At 34.8% G+C, this 21,310-nt stretch carries 20 protein-coding genes, 2 tRNA genes and 1 other RNA gene; 17 read left to right on the top strand and 6 right to left on the bottom strand.

The genetic code is table 11. The annotated features are described in order from the left end of the window. Nucleotide 1 precedes the first annotated feature (1 nt). Together Q4496_RS06465 and Q4496_RS06460 are read right to left on the bottom strand one after the other, a co-directional pair. Nucleotides 2-78, bottom strand: a tRNA-Met gene (locus Q4496_RS06465). Nucleotides 79-176: 98 nt separating this feature from the next. Next, nucleotides 177-253 (bottom strand) — tRNA-Met (locus tag Q4496_RS06460). Between the two features lie 296 nt (nt 254-549). On the opposite strand from Q4496_RS06460, the gene rlmKL reads away from it, so the two are divergent. The 4 genes from rlmKL (at nt 550) to Q4496_RS06440 (ending at nt 6,829) form a co-directional block, all read left to right on the top strand. Further along, nucleotides 550-2,706: a bifunctional 23S rRNA (guanine(2069)-N(7))-methyltransferase RlmK/23S rRNA (guanine(2445)-N(2))-methyltransferase RlmL gene (gene rlmKL / locus Q4496_RS06455; protein WP_303603161.1), complete on the top strand. Its 2,157-nt coding sequence runs from the start codon at nt 550-552 to the stop codon at nt 2,704-2,706. A 24-nt stretch (nt 2,707-2,730) separates the two neighbouring features. Beyond that, complete coding sequence (locus Q4496_RS06450) at nt 2,731-2,997, top strand: glutaredoxin family protein (RefSeq protein ID WP_215974312.1); 267 nt, start codon at nt 2,731-2,733, stop codon at nt 2,995-2,997. A gap of 65 nt (nt 2,998-3,062) precedes the next feature. Further along, nucleotides 3,063-4,979, top strand: a complete 1,917-nt coding sequence (locus Q4496_RS06445; RefSeq protein ID WP_303610113.1) for an ATP-binding cassette domain-containing protein — start codon at nt 3,063-3,065, stop codon at nt 4,977-4,979. A 53-nt stretch (nt 4,980-5,032) separates the two neighbouring features. Then, nucleotides 5,033-6,829 (top strand): DUF3466 family protein, encoded by a 1,797-nt coding sequence (locus tag Q4496_RS06440; protein ID WP_215974314.1) that lies wholly within the window; start codon nt 5,033-5,035, stop codon nt 6,827-6,829. 735 nt (nt 6,830-7,564) lie between these two features. On the opposite strand, the gene Q4496_RS06435 is transcribed toward Q4496_RS06440, so the two are convergent. After that, nucleotides 7,565-7,924, bottom strand: a complete 360-nt coding sequence (locus Q4496_RS06435; RefSeq protein ID WP_215974315.1) for an RnfH family protein — start codon at nt 7,922-7,924, stop codon at nt 7,565-7,567. Between the two features lies 1 nt (nt 7,925). Further along, the gene (locus Q4496_RS06430) at nt 7,926-8,366 is read right to left on the bottom strand and encodes a type II toxin-antitoxin system RatA family toxin (RefSeq protein WP_215974316.1); all 441 of its coding nucleotides are present in this window, start codon (nt 8,364-8,366) and stop codon (nt 7,926-7,928) included. Between the two features lie 163 nt (nt 8,367-8,529). Here Q4496_RS06430 and smpB point away from each other — a divergent pair, with 163 nt between their 5' ends. The 13 genes from smpB to Q4496_RS06365 all read left to right on the top strand — a co-directional run bounded on the left by smpB (nt 8,530) and on the right by Q4496_RS06365 (nt 19,599). Continuing rightward, nucleotides 8,530-9,024, top strand: a complete 495-nt coding sequence (smpB, locus tag Q4496_RS06425) for an SsrA-binding protein SmpB (protein WP_303603160.1) — start codon at nt 8,530-8,532, stop codon at nt 9,022-9,024. Between the two features lie 195 nt (nt 9,025-9,219). After that, nucleotides 9,220-9,569, top strand: a transfer-messenger RNA (tmRNA) gene (gene ssrA / locus Q4496_RS06420). Between the two features lie 175 nt (nt 9,570-9,744). Next, nucleotides 9,745-10,986 (top strand): integrase domain-containing protein, encoded by a 1,242-nt coding sequence (locus tag Q4496_RS06415; protein WP_303610112.1) that lies wholly within the window; start codon nt 9,745-9,747, stop codon nt 10,984-10,986. A 30-nt stretch (nt 10,987-11,016) separates the two neighbouring features. Further along, complete coding sequence (locus tag Q4496_RS06410; protein ID WP_303610111.1) at nt 11,017-11,472, top strand: hypothetical protein; 456 nt, start codon at nt 11,017-11,019, stop codon at nt 11,470-11,472. An 87-nt stretch (nt 11,473-11,559) separates the two neighbouring features. Further along, nucleotides 11,560-11,841, top strand: coding sequence for an AlpA family transcriptional regulator (locus Q4496_RS06405; protein WP_303610110.1), 282 nt, complete (start codon nt 11,560-11,562; stop codon nt 11,839-11,841). 2 nt (nt 11,842-11,843) lie between these two features. Beyond that, on the top strand, nt 11,844-12,164 hold the full coding sequence (locus Q4496_RS06400) for a hypothetical protein (protein ID WP_303610109.1): 321 nt from the start codon (nt 11,844-11,846) through the stop codon (nt 12,162-12,164). 185 nt (nt 12,165-12,349) lie between these two features. Beyond that, the gene (locus Q4496_RS06395; RefSeq protein WP_303610108.1) at nt 12,350-12,667 is read left to right on the top strand and encodes a hypothetical protein; all 318 of its coding nucleotides are present in this window, start codon (nt 12,350-12,352) and stop codon (nt 12,665-12,667) included. Beyond that, the gene (locus tag Q4496_RS06390) at nt 12,654-14,801 is read left to right on the top strand and encodes a hypothetical protein (RefSeq protein ID WP_303610107.1); all 2,148 of its coding nucleotides are present in this window, start codon (nt 12,654-12,656) and stop codon (nt 14,799-14,801) included. The genes Q4496_RS06395 and Q4496_RS06390 overlap by 14 nt, the downstream gene beginning before the upstream one ends. Then, nucleotides 14,801-15,280: a PH domain-containing protein gene (locus tag Q4496_RS06385; RefSeq protein ID WP_303610106.1), complete on the top strand. Its 480-nt coding sequence runs from the start codon at nt 14,801-14,803 to the stop codon at nt 15,278-15,280. The genes Q4496_RS06390 and Q4496_RS06385 overlap by 1 nt, the downstream gene beginning before the upstream one ends. A gap of 359 nt (nt 15,281-15,639) precedes the next feature. Next, a complete protein-coding gene (locus tag Q4496_RS06380) occupies nt 15,640-15,999 on the top strand; it encodes a hypothetical protein (RefSeq protein WP_303610105.1) in 360 nt (119 codons plus the stop codon). Nucleotides 16,000-16,082: 83 nt separating this feature from the next. Continuing rightward, the gene (locus Q4496_RS06375; RefSeq protein WP_303610104.1) at nt 16,083-16,679 is read left to right on the top strand and encodes a hypothetical protein; all 597 of its coding nucleotides are present in this window, start codon (nt 16,083-16,085) and stop codon (nt 16,677-16,679) included. Between the two features lie 115 nt (nt 16,680-16,794). After that, nucleotides 16,795-18,219, top strand: coding sequence for a DUF4041 domain-containing protein (locus Q4496_RS06370; RefSeq protein ID WP_303610103.1), 1,425 nt, complete (start codon nt 16,795-16,797; stop codon nt 18,217-18,219). Nucleotides 18,220-18,807: 588 nt separating this feature from the next. Then, nucleotides 18,808-19,599: a HEPN domain-containing protein gene (locus Q4496_RS06365; RefSeq protein ID WP_303610102.1), complete on the top strand. Its 792-nt coding sequence runs from the start codon at nt 18,808-18,810 to the stop codon at nt 19,597-19,599. Between the two features lie 175 nt (nt 19,600-19,774). On the opposite strand, the gene Q4496_RS06360 is transcribed toward Q4496_RS06365, so the two are convergent. Together Q4496_RS06360 and Q4496_RS06355 are read right to left on the bottom strand one after the other, a co-directional pair. After that, nucleotides 19,775-20,029, bottom strand: a complete 255-nt coding sequence (locus tag Q4496_RS06360; RefSeq protein WP_303610101.1) for a hypothetical protein — start codon at nt 20,027-20,029, stop codon at nt 19,775-19,777. A 12-nt stretch (nt 20,030-20,041) separates the two neighbouring features. Then, nucleotides 20,042-20,437, bottom strand: coding sequence for a hypothetical protein (locus Q4496_RS06355; RefSeq protein ID WP_303610100.1), 396 nt, complete (start codon nt 20,435-20,437; stop codon nt 20,042-20,044). Nucleotides 20,438-21,310: the final 873 nt, after the last annotated feature.

Below are 21,310 nucleotides of genomic sequence, written 5' to 3'. Positions count from 1 at the left end.
TTGGTTGCGGGAGCCAGATTTGAACTGACGACCTTCGGGTTATGAGCCCGACGAGCTACCAGGCTGCTCCATCCCGCGTCCGAATGAACTTCTTAAGAAATAAGAAGAAAGCCTCAACAGTTTTAATTCATATTGAAAGAATATAATTTTACATACTCTTTATACTTGAGTAAAGTTGGTTGCGGGAGCCAGATTTGAACTGACGACCTTCGGGTTATGAGCCCGACGAGCTACCAGGCTGCTCCATCCCGCGTCCGAATGACCTTTTCTTTAATAAGATTAGGTAAGCCACAATAGTTTTACTTCATACTGCAAGAAGCTATCAGGATGTTCTCCCTGAATTCGATGCGTATAGTAAGGATCACTCGCCAATAAAGCAAGTGATTTTTTTACAAATCAGCTAAAAATCATCTGTTAGCTTAATTGTTCTTCGTTATGTCCTAATTATAAGCTATTTCGTCACATTAACTGAACTTTTGTTTATGTGTGACTGTACATTCGTTATAATCGCGTCATCGTTTTTTCTGGAACCACACTATGACAGTGCCTATGCAACAATTTTTAGCCCTAACCTCCCCAGGTATCGAGGTATTACTCGCCGATGAAGTAAAAAACCTTGGTGCTGAACAAGTTATTCAAAAGCCAGAAGGTGTCTATTTCTCAGCATCCATGGAGCTTGGCTATAAAATTTGTTTATGGACTCGTTTGGCTACACGCGTCATGTTAAAACTTGGCGAAGGTGAAGCCAAAGACAAAGATGAACTATTTAAAGCTGCAAGCTCTATAAATTGGCTAGAACACTTTAACAGTAATACAACCTTTTCAATTGACTTCGTAGGTTATAGTGAAGAAATTCGAAATAGCCAATTTGGTGGATTAACCATTAAAGATGCGATTGTTGATCAATTTAGAGAGCAAGGTTTTGAACGTCCTGATGTTGATAAAAAATCACCTCAAATCAGTTTTCAAGCGCGACTACTAAAAGATCATGTCAGCATTTATTTAGATTTTTCTGGTCGAGGGTTATTTCAACGTGGTTACCGTGAACATTCAGGTGCAGCGCCATTAAAAGAAAACTTAGCTGCGGCCTTAATTATTCGCTCTAACTGGTTAGACGATACAAGTAAGCCGCTAGTAGATCCTATGTGTGGCTCTGGCACAATATTGATTGAAGCCGTAGCAATGGCAACCAAACAAGCACCTGGAATTCAACGTGCTTCTTGGGGATTTGATGCTTGGTTAAAACACGACGACACTATTTGGCAAGAGCAGCTAAATGATGCAATTGATAGTTCTGAGAATTCATTAGAAAAAGCACAAATCAGTAGTTTAAAAGTATTTGGTATTGATATTGATCCTCGTGTTATTAATACCGCTCAACAAAATTCACGTAATGCAAAAGTACAGCGTTTTATTGAGTTTAAATGTCAAAACACCAATAACATGAATAATGTTTATGGCTCTAGCGCTAAAGGTGTTGCTGGTACTATTTTATTTAACCCTCCTTATGGAGAGCGCATTGGTGAGCTACCGGAATTAGTAGAAAACTTTGTATTATTCGGTCAAAAGCTCAAGGCACAATTTATTAATTGGCGAATCGCGATTTTAACCGCCAATATTGAATTACTTGCGATGCTTAAGTTATCAAGCTTTAAACGTTATAAATTTAAAAACGGTCCATTAGATTGTCAACTAGCGCTTTATAATGTTGATGAGAAACAATTAGAAAAAGATGCTGTAAACCCTCAATCATCTTTTGCTGAAGAAGATAGTGATTTTGCTAACCGCTTAAAGAAAAACCGTAAAGGATTAAAAGGCTGGCTTAAATCAAATCAAATTGACTGCTATCGCCTTTATGATGCCGATATTCCTGAATATAATGTTGCCATTGATGTTTATGGTGATTATTTAGTTATTCAAGAATATGCAGCGCCAAAAACAGTTGACGCCGACAAAGCTAAAAGACGCTTACAAGAAGTTATTTATTGGGCCCCTAAAGTATTAGAAGTTCCTACTGATAAAGTCGTACTAAAAACACGTGCTAAACAAAAAGGCAGTAATCAATACCAACGCGTTGATAAATCAAAACAATCAATCACCATTAATGAACATGGCGCACTGCTTAAAATTAATTTATGGGATTATCTTGATACCGGTCTATTTTTAGATCACCGAAAAACACGACAAATTGTTGCTAAAAAAGCGAAAGACAAAACCTTGTTAAATTTATTCGCTTATACTGGTTCTGTGTCATTACAAGCAGCGTTACATGGTGCTAGATCAATTACCACGGTAGATATGTCAAATACTTACCTTAATTGGGCACAAGACAATTTTTCGTTAAACAAACTCAACAGTCATAAATATCAATTTATACAAGCAGACTGCCTTGATTGGCTGAAAAAGAACACAGATAAATATGACTTAATCTTTATTGATCCGCCTACTTTTTCAAACTCAAAACGCATGGAAGATAGTTTCGACGTACAACGAGACCATGTTGCCCTCCTCGCTGATGCCTTAAAATCACTTAACCGTGGTGGGGAAATATTCTTTACTAATAATAAGCGTAATTTCAAAATGGACTTTGAAGGTTTAGAAGCACTAGGATTACAAGCTAAAAATATGTCTGATATTACCAGAGACCAAGATTTTGCTCGTAATAAACATATCCATAATAGTTGGTCAGTTACCCGAAAAGGCTAGCATAGAAAAATATAAGAGCGAATAATGACAATATATAATTTATATGGCAGCGAAGGTTGTCATTTATGTGAAGAAGCTTTAGCACTGTCCTTATCAGTAATACCTAAGGCGCAATTGAATCAAGTAGATATTGTTGACCAAGAAACCGTCGCTCATGAAAGTAAAACGTTAGTAGAACTATACGGTGTACATATTCCCGTATTAGAAAAACTAAACCCAGCGGGTAAAGCTGATAACCAAAAACTATTTTGGCCCTTTACAGCAGAACAAATTATCCAGCTATTAGATTGATAGATAACAGTAAGTGCTCACTAATTAATAAGTGCTGCTGTTTAACAATAAAGAGTTAAAAACTGATGGAATTATTAAGAATAGCTAATGGCGAACTCGCTTTTGGTGAAGACAAAATTTTAAATAAAGCAGACTTAAGTGTTCAAACCGGTGAACGTATTTGTTTAGTTGGCCGTAACGGTGCTGGTAAATCAACATTAATGAAAATATTAATGGGTTTACAAAACTTAGACGATGGCCAAATATTAAAATCTAGCACAATGCAATTAGCAATGTTGGAACAAGATCCACCAGAGTCGTCTGACTTAAGTGTGTTTAATTATGTTGCGCAAGGCGTTAGTGAAAATGCAGACCTACTGAGTCGCTATCACAAATTAATTCACTTGATTGGCGAAGATCCAAGTGAAAAAAATCTTAATAAGCTATCAAAAGTACAGGATGAACTTGAACAAGCTGGTGCATGGCAAGACGAACAACGCATTGAACAAGCCATGAGTACGTTATCATTAAATCCTGATGCTAAAATTAGTGACTTATCTGGAGGTTGGTTACGTAAATTAGCCCTAGCTAAAGCATTAGTAACTAACCCTGATATTTTATTACTTGATGAGCCAACCAACCATTTAGATATAGAAAGTGTGTTATGGCTTGAGAAATTTTTAAAAGATTTTGGCGGTACCATTATTTTTATCAGCCATGATAGAGCATTTATTCGAGGTTTATCGACTCGAATTCTAGACTTAGACCGTGGCAAGCTAACAAGTTACCCAGGTGATTACGATTTATATATAGAACAAAAACAACATGATTTACAAGTAGAAGAACAACAAAATGCCCTATTTGATAAAAAGTTAGCTGAAGAAGAAGTTTGGATTCGTCAAGGTGTCAAAGCTCGACGTACCCGTAATGAAGGGCGTGTTCGTTCCTTAGAAAAACTCCGTTTAGAGCGTAAAGCGCGTAGAGAAGTACGTAATCAAAGCACAATGAACATTACCCAAGGTGATCGTTCAGGTAAACTCGTATTTGAAGCTGAAGATGTTACTGTAGCTTTTGGTGATAAAGTTATCATTGAAAACCTTAACTTACTTATTACACGTAACGACCGATTAGCCTTCATTGGCGCAAACGGTACAGGCAAATCGACCTTAATAAAGCTTATTATGGAGAAGTTAAAGGCCACTAGCGGTAAAATGCGCTCAGGTGTTAATTTAGAAATTGCTTATTTTGATCAACATCGTGAAGCGCTTGATGTAAACAAAACCGTGCAAGAAATCGTAGGCGAAGGAAAACAAGAAGTCGAAGTTAACGGAAAATCTCGCCATGTACTTGGTTACCTTCAAGATTTTCTATTTAGCCCTAAACGTGCTCGTACGCCAGTTCGCGCTTTGTCCGGTGGAGAGAAGAACCGTTTATTACTCGCTCGACTTTTTTTACGCCCGAGTAATTTACTAATTCTCGATGAGCCTACTAACGACTTAGACATTGAAACGTTAGAGTTATTAGAAGAAGTTGTTGCAAATTATGCAGGAACCGTTATTTTAGTTAGCCATGATCGTGATTTTGTGAATAACTGTGTCAGTAGCTGTCTTTATTTTGATGGTACAGGCCGAATTAATCAAATCGTAGGTGGTTATGATGATGTTGATAGCTATCTAGCGTTAAAAGAAGAAGAGCGTCAACGCCACTTATCAACAATTAATAAAAAAGAAGCAAAGCAAAAGGCAACACCCGCAGTACAAAAAGAAACACCACCAGCGGTGAAAAAGAAGCTTTCTTTTAAAGAAACTAAAGAGCTTGAAGAGCTACCAAAAATAATCGACGAGTTAGAAAATGAAATTACTGATTTACAAGAACAAGTCAATCAAAGTGATTTTTTTAGCCAAGATGAAAAACATACAAAAAAAATATTGAACCAGCTTAGCGAAAAAGAGTCCAAACTCGACACTGCCTATTCAAGATGGCAAGCGTTAGATGAACTTTAACCCCTGCAGTCTGGGATTTATTCCTACAATAAATAAAAGAGTTAAGTAGTAGAATGAGAAAAATAGCAAAGAATATTATCGCCCTAAGCATTAGTAGTGCACTAAGTGTAAGTTTTTTAAATACAGTAAATGCCGCCACATATCAAATTGTTGATGAAAGTGAATCGAGCCAAGCAAAGTATACTTATGCTCAACAACAAAACACTAATGGTGATATGGTTATATCAGGTACTAGTTTGTATGACTTTCCTGTGCAATTTGATTACCTTGATGACTCTGATTTTACTGCCATTCAACTATTTGCAGCCATAAATCACGAAAGTGTTCATGCCTTAAATGACCTTGAAGATATCGATGCTTTAAGAGCTGGAAATCCAACTGCCAATGATTTATCTTGGGTAGTGAGATGGTTACAAGATACATCATCAGGAAAAGGTAATGATATTGAATACCAAAAAGTCGGTGATAGCATCGCCATCACAACCGTTGGCGGTCTACAGCAAGAATATACCTTATTAGACACAAACTTCGACGGAACTGAACAACTAACGCGCTCAACGGTTGATATTGTCGCTGGAATTACTGATACCGGTATTTCCTATGGTAGTGCTACTGCGCCTTATTTACCAAGTGAAACCTTTACTGACGATGAGAATGTCGATCATGTATATTGGCTTAGAGAGCATGGCATGAGAGGCTTCTATTCTTATAATCAAGGTAGTCAAATTCATGAAATAGTTCCTTTAGAAGCAAACTATGGCGGAGGTTTCTCTGCACTAATGGATGTAAATGAAGTCGGTGTTGCTGTAGGGTTTAGTAGTTACAAACTAGTACCAAGTTATTCTGACTTTATTGAAAACGAAGATGGCGGTTGTGCTGATCCAGATGTTGTTCCAGCGGCGATGACACTAGACGCTTGTATTGCACAAGTACAAACTGGTTCAACATCTGCCACATATGACTCTATGGCAATTAAAGCCACATTAAACCCTGATGGTTTACCTATTATTGAAGAGCTAGGTTTATTAGTAACGCCACATGAAGACGATGAACGCTCTTATTCAAGTTACGCTTTAGCAATCAATAGTAACGGCGTCGCAGTTGGTTATGCTGATGGTTTTTATGATCAAGATATAATTACACCAACAGTCGATCAAAGAAGGTTTTATCAATATGCTGTAGCCTATAAAAATGGCAGCGTGATAGATATTAGTGGTGATCATAGCATTAGAGGTACATCTGTTGCTTATGATATTAATGATGCAGGTACTGCCGTAGGTTATGTCACTAATAGTAGCGGCGTACGTAAGTTTTTCTATGTAGACACTAATGCACCTTTAGAAGAAATTGACCTAGTCACTCCTAATGATTTTTTCTCTGGCTCAGACAGCACAGCTAGAGCAATCAATAATAGTGATCTAATCGTTGGTGAAGGCGAAATTGAAACGCATAACGAAAGCACTAGCAACCCGCGTAGAACCGCTGGTTTTGTTTATGATATGAACAATGATGTTTTCACTAACCTCAACTTAGCTATTCCATGTGCTTTACGCTCAACCTATAATATTATCGAAGCACAAGACATTAATGACGATGGTATAATTTCAGCAACAGCAACCATAAAAGTAGAACGTCGTGATGCTTATGGTGAAATAATGTTAGATGATTTTGGTTCACCATTAACAGAAGATGTTTTACGTGCAATCACTCTAGAGCCAACACCTGACACTGGTGAAGTTTGTACATCAGCAGAAGAAGATAAAGTAGTTCGTCAAGGCGCTAGTATAAACGTAGCTGGGCTTTTATCTATCATGGCATTATTTGGCTTACGACGTAAGTTCTTTAGTTAAACATACATCTAACTATTTACAATGTTTACAGCGTTTATTAAATAATAACAGAGATCTTCGTGATAAGTATCAGTCCTTGTGACTACTAGTAGTCACAAATAAAAAGCACCTAAAGGTGCTTTTTTCATTCATACCAGTTTCATTAATTAAGTGAACAATTTTATACGTAGAAAAAATTGCCAAATACAAGGCATGTATTTCAATAACTAGTTGTTCTAATTATTAAATAAATAACGAGGTCGTTGGTGATTTTAGCAAGTAACAATGATCACATAGTTAGTGAGATTGGTATTAGTAACTAAACTCAATATTACCGCGAATCAATGATTTAATTTATTATCGTAAAAACACACCTAATAATATTGCTTTTTCACAGAAGCTTAACTAAATTTGAAAGTGAAGGTAAGAGTGTTCCTATATCAATGATAATAAAGGAGTGTGCATTTATGATGAGAAGGCCAAAACGAGACCACCAATACAGGGCTCATACAGGTAAAAACTTAACAAGTATCTCCTAACGTTCTAAGAACAATGCCCTTACCAATGTACTAGAGTAGACAAGTACAAAAGTACAATATCAATGGTTCAGTGGTTGGCGTGCAGCCATAGAAATAAATAGTAAGGCTTGTATAAATAATCAACTCAGTGATTTATTGTAAATCAAGTTTTAAAAAATGTTTCAGCTCCACCAAAAAGCCCAGCATCTGCTGGGCTTACTTTTAAGCTTCTAAATGTTTATTTATCTTCTTTTTTCGCTAAAGGGTTAACTCTACCACCGGTTGTTTTATCTGCGCGGCCTTCAAGTTTTGCCTTTTCAGCCCTGCGCTTTCTTACTTCTTTAGGGTCGGCAATTAAAGGTCGATAAATCTCAATTCGGTCAAAATCTTCCAAAACTGTTGATAACTTAACCGCTTTATTCCAAATGCCAACTTTATTTTCAGTTAAATCAATCTCAGGGAAAAGCTCAATAATACCCGACTGTTCAATGGCTTCCTCAACAGTTGTTCCTTGCTTAAATGTCAAAGATAACAACTTCTGTGTATGTGCAAGACCGTAAACGACTTCAACTTGAATTTCTTGACTTGAGTTTTCCATATTAAGCTGCTGCTCCGTAAATATCTTTAGCTCGTTGAGTAAATGCTTGTACCATATTGTTAGTTAAATGATTAAATATTCGACCAAAAGCCAAATCAAACATTTTATTAGAAAACTCATATTCAAGCTCTAAACTAACTTTACAAGCATCATCAGACAAAGCAGTTAAAAGCCAACGGCCATATAACTTATTAAACGGCCCATCAACTAACTCTAATTGCACTTGCTGATTGGAAATAAATGTATTCTTCGTTGTAAACCACTTATTCAACCCCGCTTTAGAAACCAATAAAGCAGCGGTAACTGAATTATCATCTTCCGTAATAATTTTACTATTGCTACAATCAGGTAAAAATTGAGGGTAAGCAAGCACATCATTTATTAATTGAAACATTTGATCAACACTGTACATAACCAGTGCACTTCTACTTATGGATGGCATTCTTATTTTGACCCTTACGCTAACTTAGCGATATCATACCAAAACACACAAACAAGCGCATTATTACTTGAATATAAGCAATGAATTTTTACTAAAAAGAAATTTGTTCTATCAAGTCTCTTATTTGTAGGTATAATCATCGCCGATAATAATGGAATTCAAAATGGCAAAGAAAAGTTCAAAAAATAAATCTAACAGTAACACTATCGCTTTAAATAAAAAGGCTAGGCATAACTATACCCTATCCGATAAATTTGAAGGTGGTATGAGTTTACAAGGTTGGGAAATAAAAAGTATTCGCAGTGGTAAAGTAAACATTTCTGACTGTTATGTTCATATAAAAGACAGAGAAGCTTACTTATTAGGCGCAGAAATAATGCCGCTTAAAGAAGCCTCAACACACGTGGTATGTGATCCAAATCGTGATCGCAAGTTACTACTTAACCGCAGAGAGCTTGACGTTTTAGCTGGCGCTGTTGACCGTGAAGGTTACTCAATTATAGCTACAGCTATGTACTGGCGTAAAAACTGGGTAAAACTTGAGTTTTATTTAGGTAAAGGTAAAAAAGATCATGATAAACGTGCCGATATTAAAGACAGAGAATGGGCTGTAGATAAAGGCCGCTTAATGAAAAATAAAAATTTGAATAAAATCTAAATAGCTATATTAAAATGAAAACGGCTAAGTTGAACAAAGACTAAGCAATCAATTCAAAATTAATCAATATTTAGCATAATTCAAATTTAGTTACGTTGTGTATCTATCAAATGCGCTGTATACTTCGGTTATAAGCGAAGCTCATTCCCTGTAATGAACTTGTTTATAAAGTAAAAAGAGAAAAAGAAAAAACTTGGGGCTGATTCAGGATTCGACGAGATTCACGAAACCCAAGGTGCATGCCGAGGGGCGGTTGGCCTCGTAAAAAGCCGCAAAACTATAATTGCTAACGACGAAACGTTCGCACTAGCCGCTTAGGCTAGCCATCGCCTCAAAAATTCTTCTGTTGTTTAGAGGATCGATGGTCACATTAAACAGAATAGCGAGGGAAGCATGCTTAAGGCTGAACCGCGAAATAGTATTAAGCTCACCATGACGAAGCCTGTCGATTGGCGTCTAATTGGTTAAATAAATAATCGACTAAGCATGTAGTACCGAGGATGTAGGTTTTTCGGACGCGGGTTCAAATCCCGCCAGCTCCACCAATTTGATAATTAAAGCCGCTTTTTAGTGGCTTTTTTTATGTCTGAAATTCAGTAAACAATGGCTTACAGCCCTATCCCATGGTTATTAAGGGTTTTTAAAACTTATTGCCAATCAATTATTTTAGGGGTACTGTTAGGGGGTTCAAAGTTAATTAACAAAAGTGAACCCCCTAAAATGGCTAAAATAACTAAACCTTTAACAAATACAGAAGTAAAGCAGGCCAAAGCAAAAGAAAAGCCTTACAAGCTATTTGATGGCGCTGGCTTAGTGTTAAAAGTAAGAGCTAACGGCTCTAAATCTTGGTTATTCATGTATAAAAAGCCATTTATTAACAAGCGCACAGAATTAGTTTTTGGCATGTACCCAAGTATTAGTTTGAGTGAAGCTAGAGAGTTAAGAAAAAATGCTATTGAGTTACTAGCAAAAGATATTGACCCTAAAGAACACAAAGGCGAATTAGCACGTCAACAACAAGAAAAACTAAGTAACACTTTTGAACAAGTAGCCGCTAACTGGTATCAAGTTAAAAAAACAGAAATCAGCCCTGATTACGCTAAAGACTTATGGCGATCGTTAGAATTACATATTTTCCCTACATTGGGTAAATACCCTATAAGTAAAATAACCGCGCCATTAACAATTGATGTTATAAAGCCTATAGCCGCTAAAGGCAGTCTTGAAACAGTTAAACGACTTACTCAGCGCCTAAATGAAATAATGAATTATGCGGTTAATACAGGGCTTATTCACGCTAGCCCACTAACAGGGATAAAAGCAGCATTTAAAAAACCTATAAAACAGAACATGCCCACCCTTACCCCTGATCAATTACCCGAGTTAATGAAAGCAATTAGTTACGCCAGCATAAAAATAGTAACGCGCTGTTTAATTGAATGGCAACTACATACCATGGTTAGACCAAGTGAAGCCGCTGGCGCTAAATGGTCAGAAATTGATTTTGACAATAAGCTTTGGGTTATTCCTCCTGAACGCATGAAAAAGAAACGTGAACACAGCATACCACTGACAAATCAAACACTAGAACTACTCGAACGGCTAAAACCTATTAGCGGTCATAGAGAGTATTTATTCCCTGCTGATAGAGATCCGAGAAAGCATACTAACGAGCAAACAGCCAACGCAGCATTAAAGCGTATGGGCTTTCATAAAAAACTTGTAGCTCATGGTATGAGAGCTTTAGCTAGTACCACACTAAACGAACAAGGTTTTGATGGTGATGTTATCGAAGCCGCTTTAGCGCATGTTGATAAAAATGAAGTAAGGCGAGCCTATAACCGCGCTGAATATATAGAGCGTAGACAAAAATTAATGACTTGGTGGTCTGAACATATAGAGCAGGCTAAAACAGGAAAGGTAACTACATCTAATCAAGGCCTAAAAGTTGTGGGCTTATGATTACTTATAAATCATAAAGGATTATAAATAATGGCAGACAATGAGACTTTTGAAGATATTTTTAATAATTGGAATGTCCTTGCTAGTAACTGGAAAAATAAAAAGAAAATATACCGATATCAAGTTGAAGAATTACTTGATAATGGAGAAATACCAACACAGAAAGCAATGCCCTTTTTAGCCGCAGCTTTTAAGGGTAATATTCAATGGGGACTAAGACCCCCAAAGCCTTTTAATAGGGATGATAGTCCTCTACTAAAGGGCGAGATAGCTCTTCGTGTATTGTATCTAGAAAGCGTCAATAAAATTGAACTAAAAAACACCCCTAAAAAGCATGGAGATCCTACGGCTCTTCAAATAGCGAAAGAAGATACAGCAGCGTATTACGGTTTATGTGTCACGAAAATAGAAGAACAATTAAAATTACATAAAAAATACGCAACAGAAATGCTAAAAAAAATTAAAAGAATAGAAAAACTTAAATAACCACTCAAAATAGAATTTTATTTTGAGATGCGCTATCTCAAAGACTCCTCAATAATTGACTCTTCTTAAACACAATGAAGATAAATTATGACTAGCAACACTTATACAAACAGCAATAACACACCACGAATCATTCGCAGACCTGCCGTTTTACAAATGACAGGTTTTTCAAAATCTACATTATATAACCGCAATCAGGACGGTACTTTTCCGCCAGCTATAAATTTAGGCGGAAGATCCGTTGGCTTTGTTCAATCCGAATGCGAACTTGTATTACAAGCCTTAATAGCAGGCATACCAACAGATGAAATAAAAGCCCTTGTTAAATCCTTAGTTGAACAACGTAAATTCAATATAGGAGGGCTTTAATCATGAACATCCATAAAGACAAGTGTTTAGAGCTAGGATTGCCAGAACCTGAAAGCTACGACACTCAAATCGCCTATGTTTTAAAACTAATATCTAATGGCTATAAGTTTAATACTAGGATGGCTAGGTATATCGGCATTCACAATTTGCACAGCATAGTGTCAAAGCTGACTAAAAGCGGCTTGGATTTTACATTAGTACACGACTTAGCTAAATGCTATTACACCAAAACAACGCCACCACAGAACGTAGATATTATATTTATGTCACCCGAGCAAATCATTATTTATAACAATAAAAAAGTCGCTGGGAAATTAAAGTAATTCCAAAGCGACTTATTATTTCAATCATATTTAGCGGTTTAGTTTGGCGACCGACCGCTAATATCTAAATGAGTATACAACATGAATATTTATTTAACAGAAAAAAATCAGAAATTAAAACTTAGCTATATGAACAATAAAAACATGAAATCAAGCACGACAGCATACTCCAAGGAGTGGTTAAAATGAGAAAGATAACCACTAATATATATTCAGCGTCAGGCGGTAAAGCTAAAAACGGCTTTTGTATTGATGACAATGGCATGGCTTGGGTAAATATAAATATGCTCTCCCCTGCCGTTAATTTACTAAGTGCCGCTTTTGATGGCGTCCATTTTACTAAGATAAAATCTATGAATTTTGTTTGTGCTGAATGGGCTAAAGTTGAACTTACACAAGCTTTTCATGATGACGAAAAAACGCTTAACATTATTAATAAGTTTTTTGATGTTATAGAGAGTGAAAAGCAAAATGTACTAGGGGTTTATCATGCAAAGCATTAATACATTTATTAGCGGTTTTGGTAAGCACTACACTAACAATCCAGAAAAAATAGGCAAAGCATGTTATCACGCTAATTTTCCAGAAATAGGATTAGCACAAATAGAAACACTATTAGCCAATCCGCAAGCCGTTGATAAAGATAAAGCACAGTGGGCTATATTTTCTAGCTTGCAAAGTCGAGTACATGCCGAACAAAGAAAGAGCGGTTTATACAGTGCGCTATGGTGTGATATTGACGATACAAAGCTTTCTATTAATGAGCTAACAGAAAAGTTATCCAGCATAGCAAATGATTGTTTAATTTATACCTATACAAGCCGAAGCCATAAAACAGAAACGCCTAAATACCGCGGAATTATACCATTATCAATTGGCGTTACTGGTGTTGAATATGAGCTATTACAAGCAATATTAAACGATAAGCTCACTAAGTTAAATGTAACACCAGATAAAGCCGCTGAGAGAGCCGCACAGCCTTGTTACTTACCTAATAAAGGTGATGTTTACGAGCATAGAATCAGCGGTAACCCAAATGAAAAGTTTGCCCCTGAAACGTGGAAAAGTGAATTAAAAGCAAAAAGAACGGCTAACGAAAAGATATTACAAGACGTTGAGCAAAAGCGACAACAAGCAATAGTTAACCGTTCTAAGTCTATTGCTAATGGTGTTTCTGTTATTGATGCTTTTAATCAGTCACACAGTATAGAACTTTGTTTTTCAATGTACGGTTATACAAAATTATCTGGTCGGTGGTTAAGCCCATTAAGCCAAAGCAAAACGCCAGCCGTAATTATTAAAGGTAATAAATGGATTTCTCATCATGGCAGCGATATTGATCATGGTGTTGGTAGTTTATCGACCGATGGAACTTGTTGCTTTGGTGATGCGTTCGATCTCGCGGTATTTTTTGAGTATCGAAACGACAGAACAGCAGCATTAAAAGATTTAGGCAACACCTTACACACCAACGAAGGTATAAGCATAAATAAAGCAAACCAGCGTGAATATGCGGCAGCTAATGAACAAGTTAATACAATGGCAGAGTTTGACAATTTAGCCGCTAATGCGCCTTTGTTTGACCTTACCCAATTTTCATTAAATGGCAGTTCAAAAGAGATGGAAAGTAAAATGTTAGAAGATAAATTTGTACTTGGCAGAATGGCTATACTAGGCCAAGCAACCGCTTTTTATGCTAAACCAAACGCAGGTAAAACACTGATGACATTATGGCTTTTAATTGATGCGATTAAGCGTCAAGAAATAGAAGGTAGTAAGGTTTTTTATATCAATGCTGATGATAATCATAAAGGCTTGGTGTGCAAACTAAAGCTTGCTGAAAAAAATGGTTTTCATATGTTAGCCCCTTCATATAATAATTTTGATTCAAATGATTTTTTACCCATGCTGAACACAATTATTAGTCAAGGTACAGCGAGCGGAACAATCATTATTTTAGATACGCTCAAAAAGTTTACTGATGTAATGGATAAGAAAATAGGTACTGAATTTGGCAAAGTTGTAAGGGCTTTTGTGTCAAATGGTGGAACGGTGATCATGCTTGCACATACTAATAAACACCGTGACGGTGACGGTAAGGTAATCTTTTCAGGAACGAGTGATATTGTAGATGATATTGATTGTGCTTATACACTAGATATTGTTGGTGATGATCCTTTTAACCGAACGGTTATTTTTGAAAACTTCAAAAGCCGTGGTGATGTAGTAAAAAAGATATCTTACTCTTACAGTGCTACAGAAGGACAAGATTATTATGATCTACTCAACTCAGTTGAACAGGTAGACGAAGCAAGAGCAACCAAACTTCAATTACAAAAATCTATCGATGAGAAGTTAGCTAAGAATGAATTTATTATTGAAGCAGTGTCAGAAGCAATAACAGAAGGTATAAACACTAAAACAGAGTTAGCCGAGCGTGTGAGGCAGAACACAGGCATAAGCTTAAGCAAAGTACACGCAGTTTTAAAAGCACACGAAGGTAATGATTTTTCAAAAGGTGATCGCTGGCGAGTTTCTAAAGCAGATAAAAATAAGCATGTTTATATTTTATTGTCTGCTTGGGCAGAAGATGATTGTCTTACAAGCACGGATTATAAAACAGCTAAAGCACTTTAATGACAAATACAAAAAGGTTAATTATGACAGTCTATAAATCAGAAACTCACTTACGAGCTATTGAAACACTTCTAGAAATATTGATAAAAATAGCAGCAATTTATTTCAGCTATGAGATTTTTACTAGAATTGGGGATTATTTTATGGGAACAAGTGACGTAAACAATTTAGCTTATAGTTTATTGATACTACCAATACTTTATACGCTAAAAGATGCTGGAAAAATAATAGAACCATACACAGTGAAAATTGAAGCTGATGATAAAAAAGTTACGGTAACAAGAGGGCTTAATCTTAAAGTTGAAGATACGTTAGAGTATGAACATATTGATAACTATGAGCTTAGGACAACTTGCTTGGGGCGTTTAAAAAACTACGGTGACGTTTACCTTTATTCCGCTGGCGGTTTAGTAGCAATTCCGTATATCAAAAATCCTAAAGAATTTATTACAACTTTAAACGCTAACCGCACCCCCTAAAAAAAGTGCAAAGTTTAAGAAGTTAGAAAAGTTAAAATCATTAATATTGTTAGCCATGCTGTTTTGTTTACTAAAACAGCTAAGCAAATAAAATAGAACATGCTGTAAGCCTTACTGTTACTTAGTTTCTTAAACTTTCGATACTTCTTTAACTTAGGTAACTTTTGATAAATATTAAACTTCTTATGTTTTTGAGAGGGTATGAAGTAAATCAATAAGATTGGCTAATGATAGTTTATATTGCGATAGTTTTCGGCAGTCATATCTAAGCGTATTATAAATAGCTGTAAAAGTAGTTTTTTAGCTATAAAATAGCTTACATATAGTTCAAGTATATTTAACAAAAAAGGAAATTTTAAATGGAATTAGTCGCCAGTTCTTTTGATGCAAAAAAAGTTTCACTAACAAAATCATTCATGGGGAATAAAGATATTATTAAGGTTGGTAAGCAAAAGTTTAAATTACCTTCTGATATCGATAAAAGCAAAATTACTTTTGAACAAAATGAAATGACTGGAGGGCGAATGTTCCTAATTATACTTTTAGCAATTACTGTTATAGGTTTAATCTTGGCTATCCCTTTATATTTTATGGGTAAAAAAAAGAGAGTAACAATGTCATTTAAAACAAAAACAGGAGAAACTTTTACAGTTTTAGCAACAAATAACTCTGAATCTAAGATTATTCAAAAATATTCAGGGATAGGAGTTTTTGATTAGTATCTAATAAGTGCTTTGCTTAATGTTCATAATTGTAAGGTTTATACCTGTTTTTCGTAATAAACAAATACAAAGGTCAAATCATGCCTAAAGGCTTTCATGCAAGTCATACCCAAACGAGATCATATACTGATAGTTACCAACGATTAGCGGCAAAGTCTTTTAAAAAGTTACTCGATGCTAAATTAGGTAATTATACTTTTGAAGGGATCAAACAAAGCAAAGAACATTGTCAATTCGAATTAATCGCGGCTGGTGAATGGCCTAAAGCGATGCTATTTACAATCAACAACAAGAAAATACCTGTCCCCTTGCAAACTGACAACCGCAGCGCCAGCAATAAACTCTATTTTGTTTGCCCTTATTGCGTAAAACAAAGACAGTATTTATACGCAACTAAAAATTCTTACACTTGCAGAGAGTGTTTAAAAATTCATTACCGTTGCCAAAGTGAAAGTAAACTCGATAGGCTAGCCAGAAGGATAAGAAAGATAAGAATACAAATATGGGGCTATGATTGGCCTGATAGATATAACTTGATGGAATGTTCTATGTGGTGGCCTAAGCCCAAAGGATTGCACAACGATAAGTTTGATAAAGCTAAGACAGAGTTATATAAACTTGAACAGGAGTATGATCATTTATCAAATATTAAACTTGGTAAAATGTTTGGTATTTAGATAGTGATATATATTTAAAACCTGAAAATAATAAAATAGGCCAAATTAATTGTTCACCTAAAAAACTATAGAGGTTAATGTATAGTTAACAAATAATCATACAAGGATGGTATCTATGTTATCTGCTCAGTTCGAGCTTCAAATACTAGTTATAGTAGTTATTACACTATTAGTAATATTCTTATATTCAAAGTTGAATAAATCACAAAATAACTTAAAAGAAATAACTCAAGAAAAACTAAATCTACAAACACAATTACTCAACGAAACAAACAAAAACAAAGACATAACTACAGAACTAGCTGAATTTAAAGACAAATTTTCAGATGTATTTGATAGAGAAAGCTGTATTAATGATCTGGATATTGAAATAGAAAATAAAAAAAATGAAATCACACTTATAAAAAGTTCATATAGAGATAAAAAGACAATCTTTGAAATGTTAAAAAAAGAAGCTGCTATTTATGATGAAACGATTGAACTAGCTGAATTGGGTTTTTATAAACCAAGCTTTAATTTTGAACATTCCGAAAAATATAAAGATGAAATAACCAAAAATAAAGGTAAGCAAAAGCAATTAGTTAACGATAAAAAAGCTGTTTTCTGTACAACTGAATGGAGTGTAGAAGGCAGCAAAGCTAAAGGTCGCACTATGACAAACAAAAATATAAAAATGACTGCTAGAGCTTTTAATAACGAATGTGATTCTGCTATTGCCAAAGTAAAATGGAACAATGCCACTCGTATGATTGAAAGAATTAATAAAGCCTTTAAAGCTATCAATCAACTAAACACATCAAATGTTATTATTATTAGTAACATATATTTAGAGCTAAAAATTGAAGAACTTAAATTAACTCATGAATACCACGAAAGGAAACAACAAGAAAAAGAAGAGCAAGCTGAAATAAGAGAAAGAATAAGAGAAGAAGCTAAGCTTGAAAAAGAACTAGCAGAAGCAGCTAAAGAAGAAGGTAAATATCAAAGTTTATTAGAAAAAGCAAAAAAACAAGCTGAAAAATCTACGGGTGAAAAACTATCAAAGCTTGAAGAACATATAGCAAAACTAACTTCTGACTTAGAAACTGCTCATAGCAAAACAGAACGTGCAAAATCAATGGCTGAACAAACAAAGGTTGGTCACGTATATGTTATTTCTAACATAGGTTCATTTGGTCAGGATGTTTATAAAATAGGCATGACAAGAAGGTTAGAGCCTCTTGATAGAGTAAAAGAACTTGGAGATGCTAGCGTTCCATTTAGGTTCGATGTTCACGCAATGATATACACAGAGAACGCCCCTGAACTTGAAAAAGCACTTCATACCGAATTTGAAGAACGTAGGCTTAATTTAGTAAATAATAGAAAAGAATTTTTTAATATAAATTTAAAAGAAATTGAAAGAGTAGTTAAAGAAAAAAATGTAGAAGCTGAATTTTATTTAACGGCAGAAGCTCGCGAATATCAAGAGTCAAAAGCTATACGCGAACAAAAAAATGAAATAAAAGAAAATAATATTGAATACCCAGAATATATATAATAACAATGATTTTAAAAAACAATATTAATAGTATGACAATTCAATTTAAGGGGTTCACAGAAGGGTTCAACCCAAGAGGCAAAGAACAAAAGAACAATAAAACAACAACTTAAGAGCCCTATTCAGATGCCGCCAGCCCACCAATTTGATAATTAAAGCCGCTTTTTAGTGGCTTTTTTTATGTCTGAAATTGAATAAATAGTCGTGATTAACCATACTTAGACCAACAAGGTTAACTAAAGCTCTACACTTACTTATAAGTCTGGGTTAAAAAGCTTATCTTGTTCAAGTTTGAGCGACTGTCCCTATTAATTCTGCTGAGGTTTATATTGCCTGAAATACGGTAAAAATTCAGGTTAAGTAAGCAAACTAAAAGTACTTCTATGCTGATCCACAACGGCATTAAAAAATGAGGGTTGAGGCTAGGTAATGTGGCTATCTTTACAACATAATTCTAGGTATATTGGTTAAAAATTTAAGTGAGTGTCTTTTTTAATTTTTTAATTCTTGCCACTCACCGCTTTAGGCGACGTTAATTTTTCAGTGAGTCTGGTTGTACTTTCAACGAGTGTTTAATGTAGGGATATTATGGAATTTATATATAGTTTTAAAATTAGTGATGAAATTCCTGAAACAAAATTGTTCAAATGTTCTGATCTTGATTACATGGAAAGTAAAATAGTCCAAGTGATTTATGAATCATTTATTATTCCTGCCGATGAAGACTATTTAACCGCTCGGCTTTTAGCTCAAAATGGTTTACCACGAGCTTTCTATTGGGCAGCTTCTCAAACCATAGAGAAATATTTAAAAGCTATGTTATTGCTTCATGGTCAATCAGTCAGAAAATCTAAAAATCACCTAATTAAACCTCTATTTGATAGAGCTTCTGAATACTTTCCTAACCTAAAAACATTTGAGTTAAATATTGATGATAATATTGAAATTGATCATGAGGTTAAGAAATTATTTGAGCAAATTTCAATCGATTGTTTTTTAAATGATATTGAACAGTTTGGTTCCGCAGATAATCGTTACAACTCATCAGGAATAAAATTTAATACGTGGTATTTATTCTTATTAGATAAACTTATATCTGAAATTAGGCTTTCTTTATCTGTACCTGATATTTTTGAAAGTTACAAAAAGATCCATCCGAATTTAATTAATATATTTAAAGATAATAATCCTAAATTTAGCGGTAATGATTTTACACACAGCACAGTCCCAAGTGAAAAATTTAAGGTGACATATAGTTTGTCTGTAACATCATTGGACTTTATTTCAAAGCACACTAACTCAAATCACAGTTATGTTTTAAAGTGGTTGTATAAAAAGATGAAATTACCTTACGAACTCGAGCAGAAATTGAAAAATTAACAAGAAATTAAACAAGGGGGTTAGGTGTCAAAATTAAAGTTATCCTTAGTATTCTGCTCTGGATCAATTCTAGTTTTATCAGAAATTAACTAAGACACTCACTTATAAACCTTAACTAAGAAGTTTATCTTGTTCAAGTTTGAGCGACTGTCCCTATTAATTACAAACAGAAGACCTAATTATATTTTTTTTCTAGCTCATCAATATTTTTTGAAAATTCGTCGAATAAAATGAAAATATTATCTGTCAAACTCTTACTTGATTCGATTGAGGATGAAAATATATTGGCAGTATCTTGTTTAGGACGACTTTCAAAATATTCTTTTAATTTCCCGCATTCCCTTTGTAATGCTTGAGCTTCCACAACCCATGCGCCTTTACATACATCTTTCAGTACACCTTTCTTTTTTGTAACAATACTTCCCAACAAGTGGCTTGCATTTTATAAATCAAGAAAACTATCTTCAAGCTCTTGATATAACAGGTCAACATTTTCATCACCTTTATCTCGACTGTCATATTTTTTAGCATGCCAACGACCAAATCTAACCTCAAGCTTAGACAATGCAACCTTAGCCTCCCAAATACAAGTTAAATATTTCCCTACTTTTAATTGTTTAAGCCAAGATTTAACAGCAATAAGAGCTGCTGCAGATGCAATAATTGCAGCTATACCAGAAAGAATACTACCAATAGCTCCCATTACACCTAAAACATTACTTAACTGATCTTTATCACATAAGTAATAGGTAACTAAGAAAATAGCGCTAGTTGCAATAACTGCAATACCGACAAGAACTAAGCTATATATCCCTAATTTTTTCAATTCAGCATCCAATGTAAATCTCCTTGCTGTGCTATTAAACATTTAACAGTACGATTTTTTCAATTATGTAAAAAGGTATTCTTTCAATAAATTTAGCTGTTGTCTCTAGCTTTTCAATTGCTAATGGTGACCAAACCACTTTCAAGATTTGAAACTCTTTAAAACTTGCGCACGTGCATCAGAGTTGGAAATGCCAAGTCCTGTGGAAAGCTGAGCAAAAGCCAACTGTTATTTGTGATGAAATTGATATCAAAAACTAAAAATTTCTTATGAAATAATTTGCTAGGTGAATACTTATAATAAAACGCATTACTATAAGTATTCTTGTAGAATCTCTTTGTTCTCTTTTATTACAAGCTTGTTAATAGGTATTGTGCTTAACGGGGATACTCAGCTCAATGAGCCCTGCTCTTTCAAATTTAAATTGAACAGTTATTTGCTTATCTTGACTAAAATCATCAGGATTAATATTTATAAACATTAAATGATATGGCATAGGTGCTCACACTAGTTCAGAATACGCTTTAATCACACTATTTGACACATGAGTCATGGTTGCCATGCCCGCAGTAATTTGTGTTATATGCAAATGTAAAAAGTCACAATCAACAATACACGCGACTCTGTGGTTACTTAAAAGATTGCAAAAGTTGCCCACTGCAACAGCAATGTATTAAAATTAACGAGGACACTCGCTTATAAAACAATAATTGAAAAGTCTGTATATTCCATTAAAGACTGTTCGCCAGTGGAATATGAACCGTAGGCAGCGTGAAAAAACGTGTCCATTTTAACGGGGTAAAATCATAAAAACTCAAATTATTGAATTAAATGTAACGCAATAAAACCTAATGCCTTATATTTAAAGTATAAAAATTTGAGTGA

The organism is Colwellia sp. 5_MG-2023, from assembly GCF_030547795.1.
Classification (GTDB): domain Bacteria; phylum Pseudomonadota; class Gammaproteobacteria; order Enterobacterales; family Alteromonadaceae; genus Colwellia.
Note: the sequence above shows the minus strand (reverse complement) of the source record. Positions and strands in the feature narration are given on the sequence as shown.

Bases quoted from the DNA above. Each gene is read 5' to 3' on its own strand.
- rlmKL (WP_303603161.1), top strand. From the start codon at position 550: ATGCAACAATTTTTAGCCCTAACCTCCCCAGGTATCGAGGTATTACTC.
- Q4496_RS06450 (WP_215974312.1), top strand. From the start codon at position 2,731: ATGACAATATATAATTTATATGGCAGCGAAGGTTGTCATTTATGTGAA.
- Q4496_RS06445 (WP_303610113.1), top strand. From the start codon at position 3,063: ATGGAATTATTAAGAATAGCTAATGGCGAACTCGCTTTTGGTGAAGAC.
- Q4496_RS06440 (WP_215974314.1), top strand. From the start codon at position 5,033: ATGAGAAAAATAGCAAAGAATATTATCGCCCTAAGCATTAGTAGTGCA.
- Q4496_RS06435 (WP_215974315.1), bottom strand. From the start codon at position 7,924: ATGGAAAACTCAAGTCAAGAAATTCAAGTTGAAGTCGTTTACGGTCTT.
- Q4496_RS06430 (WP_215974316.1), bottom strand. From the start codon at position 8,366: ATGCCATCCATAAGTAGAAGTGCACTGGTTATGTACAGTGTTGATCAA.
- smpB (WP_303603160.1), top strand. From the start codon at position 8,530: ATGGCAAAGAAAAGTTCAAAAAATAAATCTAACAGTAACACTATCGCT.
- Q4496_RS06415 (WP_303610112.1), top strand. From the start codon at position 9,745: ATGGCTAAAATAACTAAACCTTTAACAAATACAGAAGTAAAGCAGGCC.
- Q4496_RS06410 (WP_303610111.1), top strand. From the start codon at position 11,017: ATGGCAGACAATGAGACTTTTGAAGATATTTTTAATAATTGGAATGTC.
- Q4496_RS06405 (WP_303610110.1), top strand. From the start codon at position 11,560: ATGACTAGCAACACTTATACAAACAGCAATAACACACCACGAATCATT.
- Q4496_RS06400 (WP_303610109.1), top strand. From the start codon at position 11,844: ATGAACATCCATAAAGACAAGTGTTTAGAGCTAGGATTGCCAGAACCT.
- Q4496_RS06395 (WP_303610108.1), top strand. From the start codon at position 12,350: ATGAGAAAGATAACCACTAATATATATTCAGCGTCAGGCGGTAAAGCT.
- Q4496_RS06390 (WP_303610107.1), top strand. From the start codon at position 12,654: ATGCAAAGCATTAATACATTTATTAGCGGTTTTGGTAAGCACTACACT.
- Q4496_RS06385 (WP_303610106.1), top strand. From the start codon at position 14,801: ATGACAAATACAAAAAGGTTAATTATGACAGTCTATAAATCAGAAACT.
- Q4496_RS06380 (WP_303610105.1), top strand. From the start codon at position 15,640: ATGGAATTAGTCGCCAGTTCTTTTGATGCAAAAAAAGTTTCACTAACA.
- Q4496_RS06375 (WP_303610104.1), top strand. From the start codon at position 16,083: ATGCCTAAAGGCTTTCATGCAAGTCATACCCAAACGAGATCATATACT.
- Q4496_RS06370 (WP_303610103.1), top strand. From the start codon at position 16,795: ATGTTATCTGCTCAGTTCGAGCTTCAAATACTAGTTATAGTAGTTATT.
- Q4496_RS06365 (WP_303610102.1), top strand. From the start codon at position 18,808: ATGGAATTTATATATAGTTTTAAAATTAGTGATGAAATTCCTGAAACA.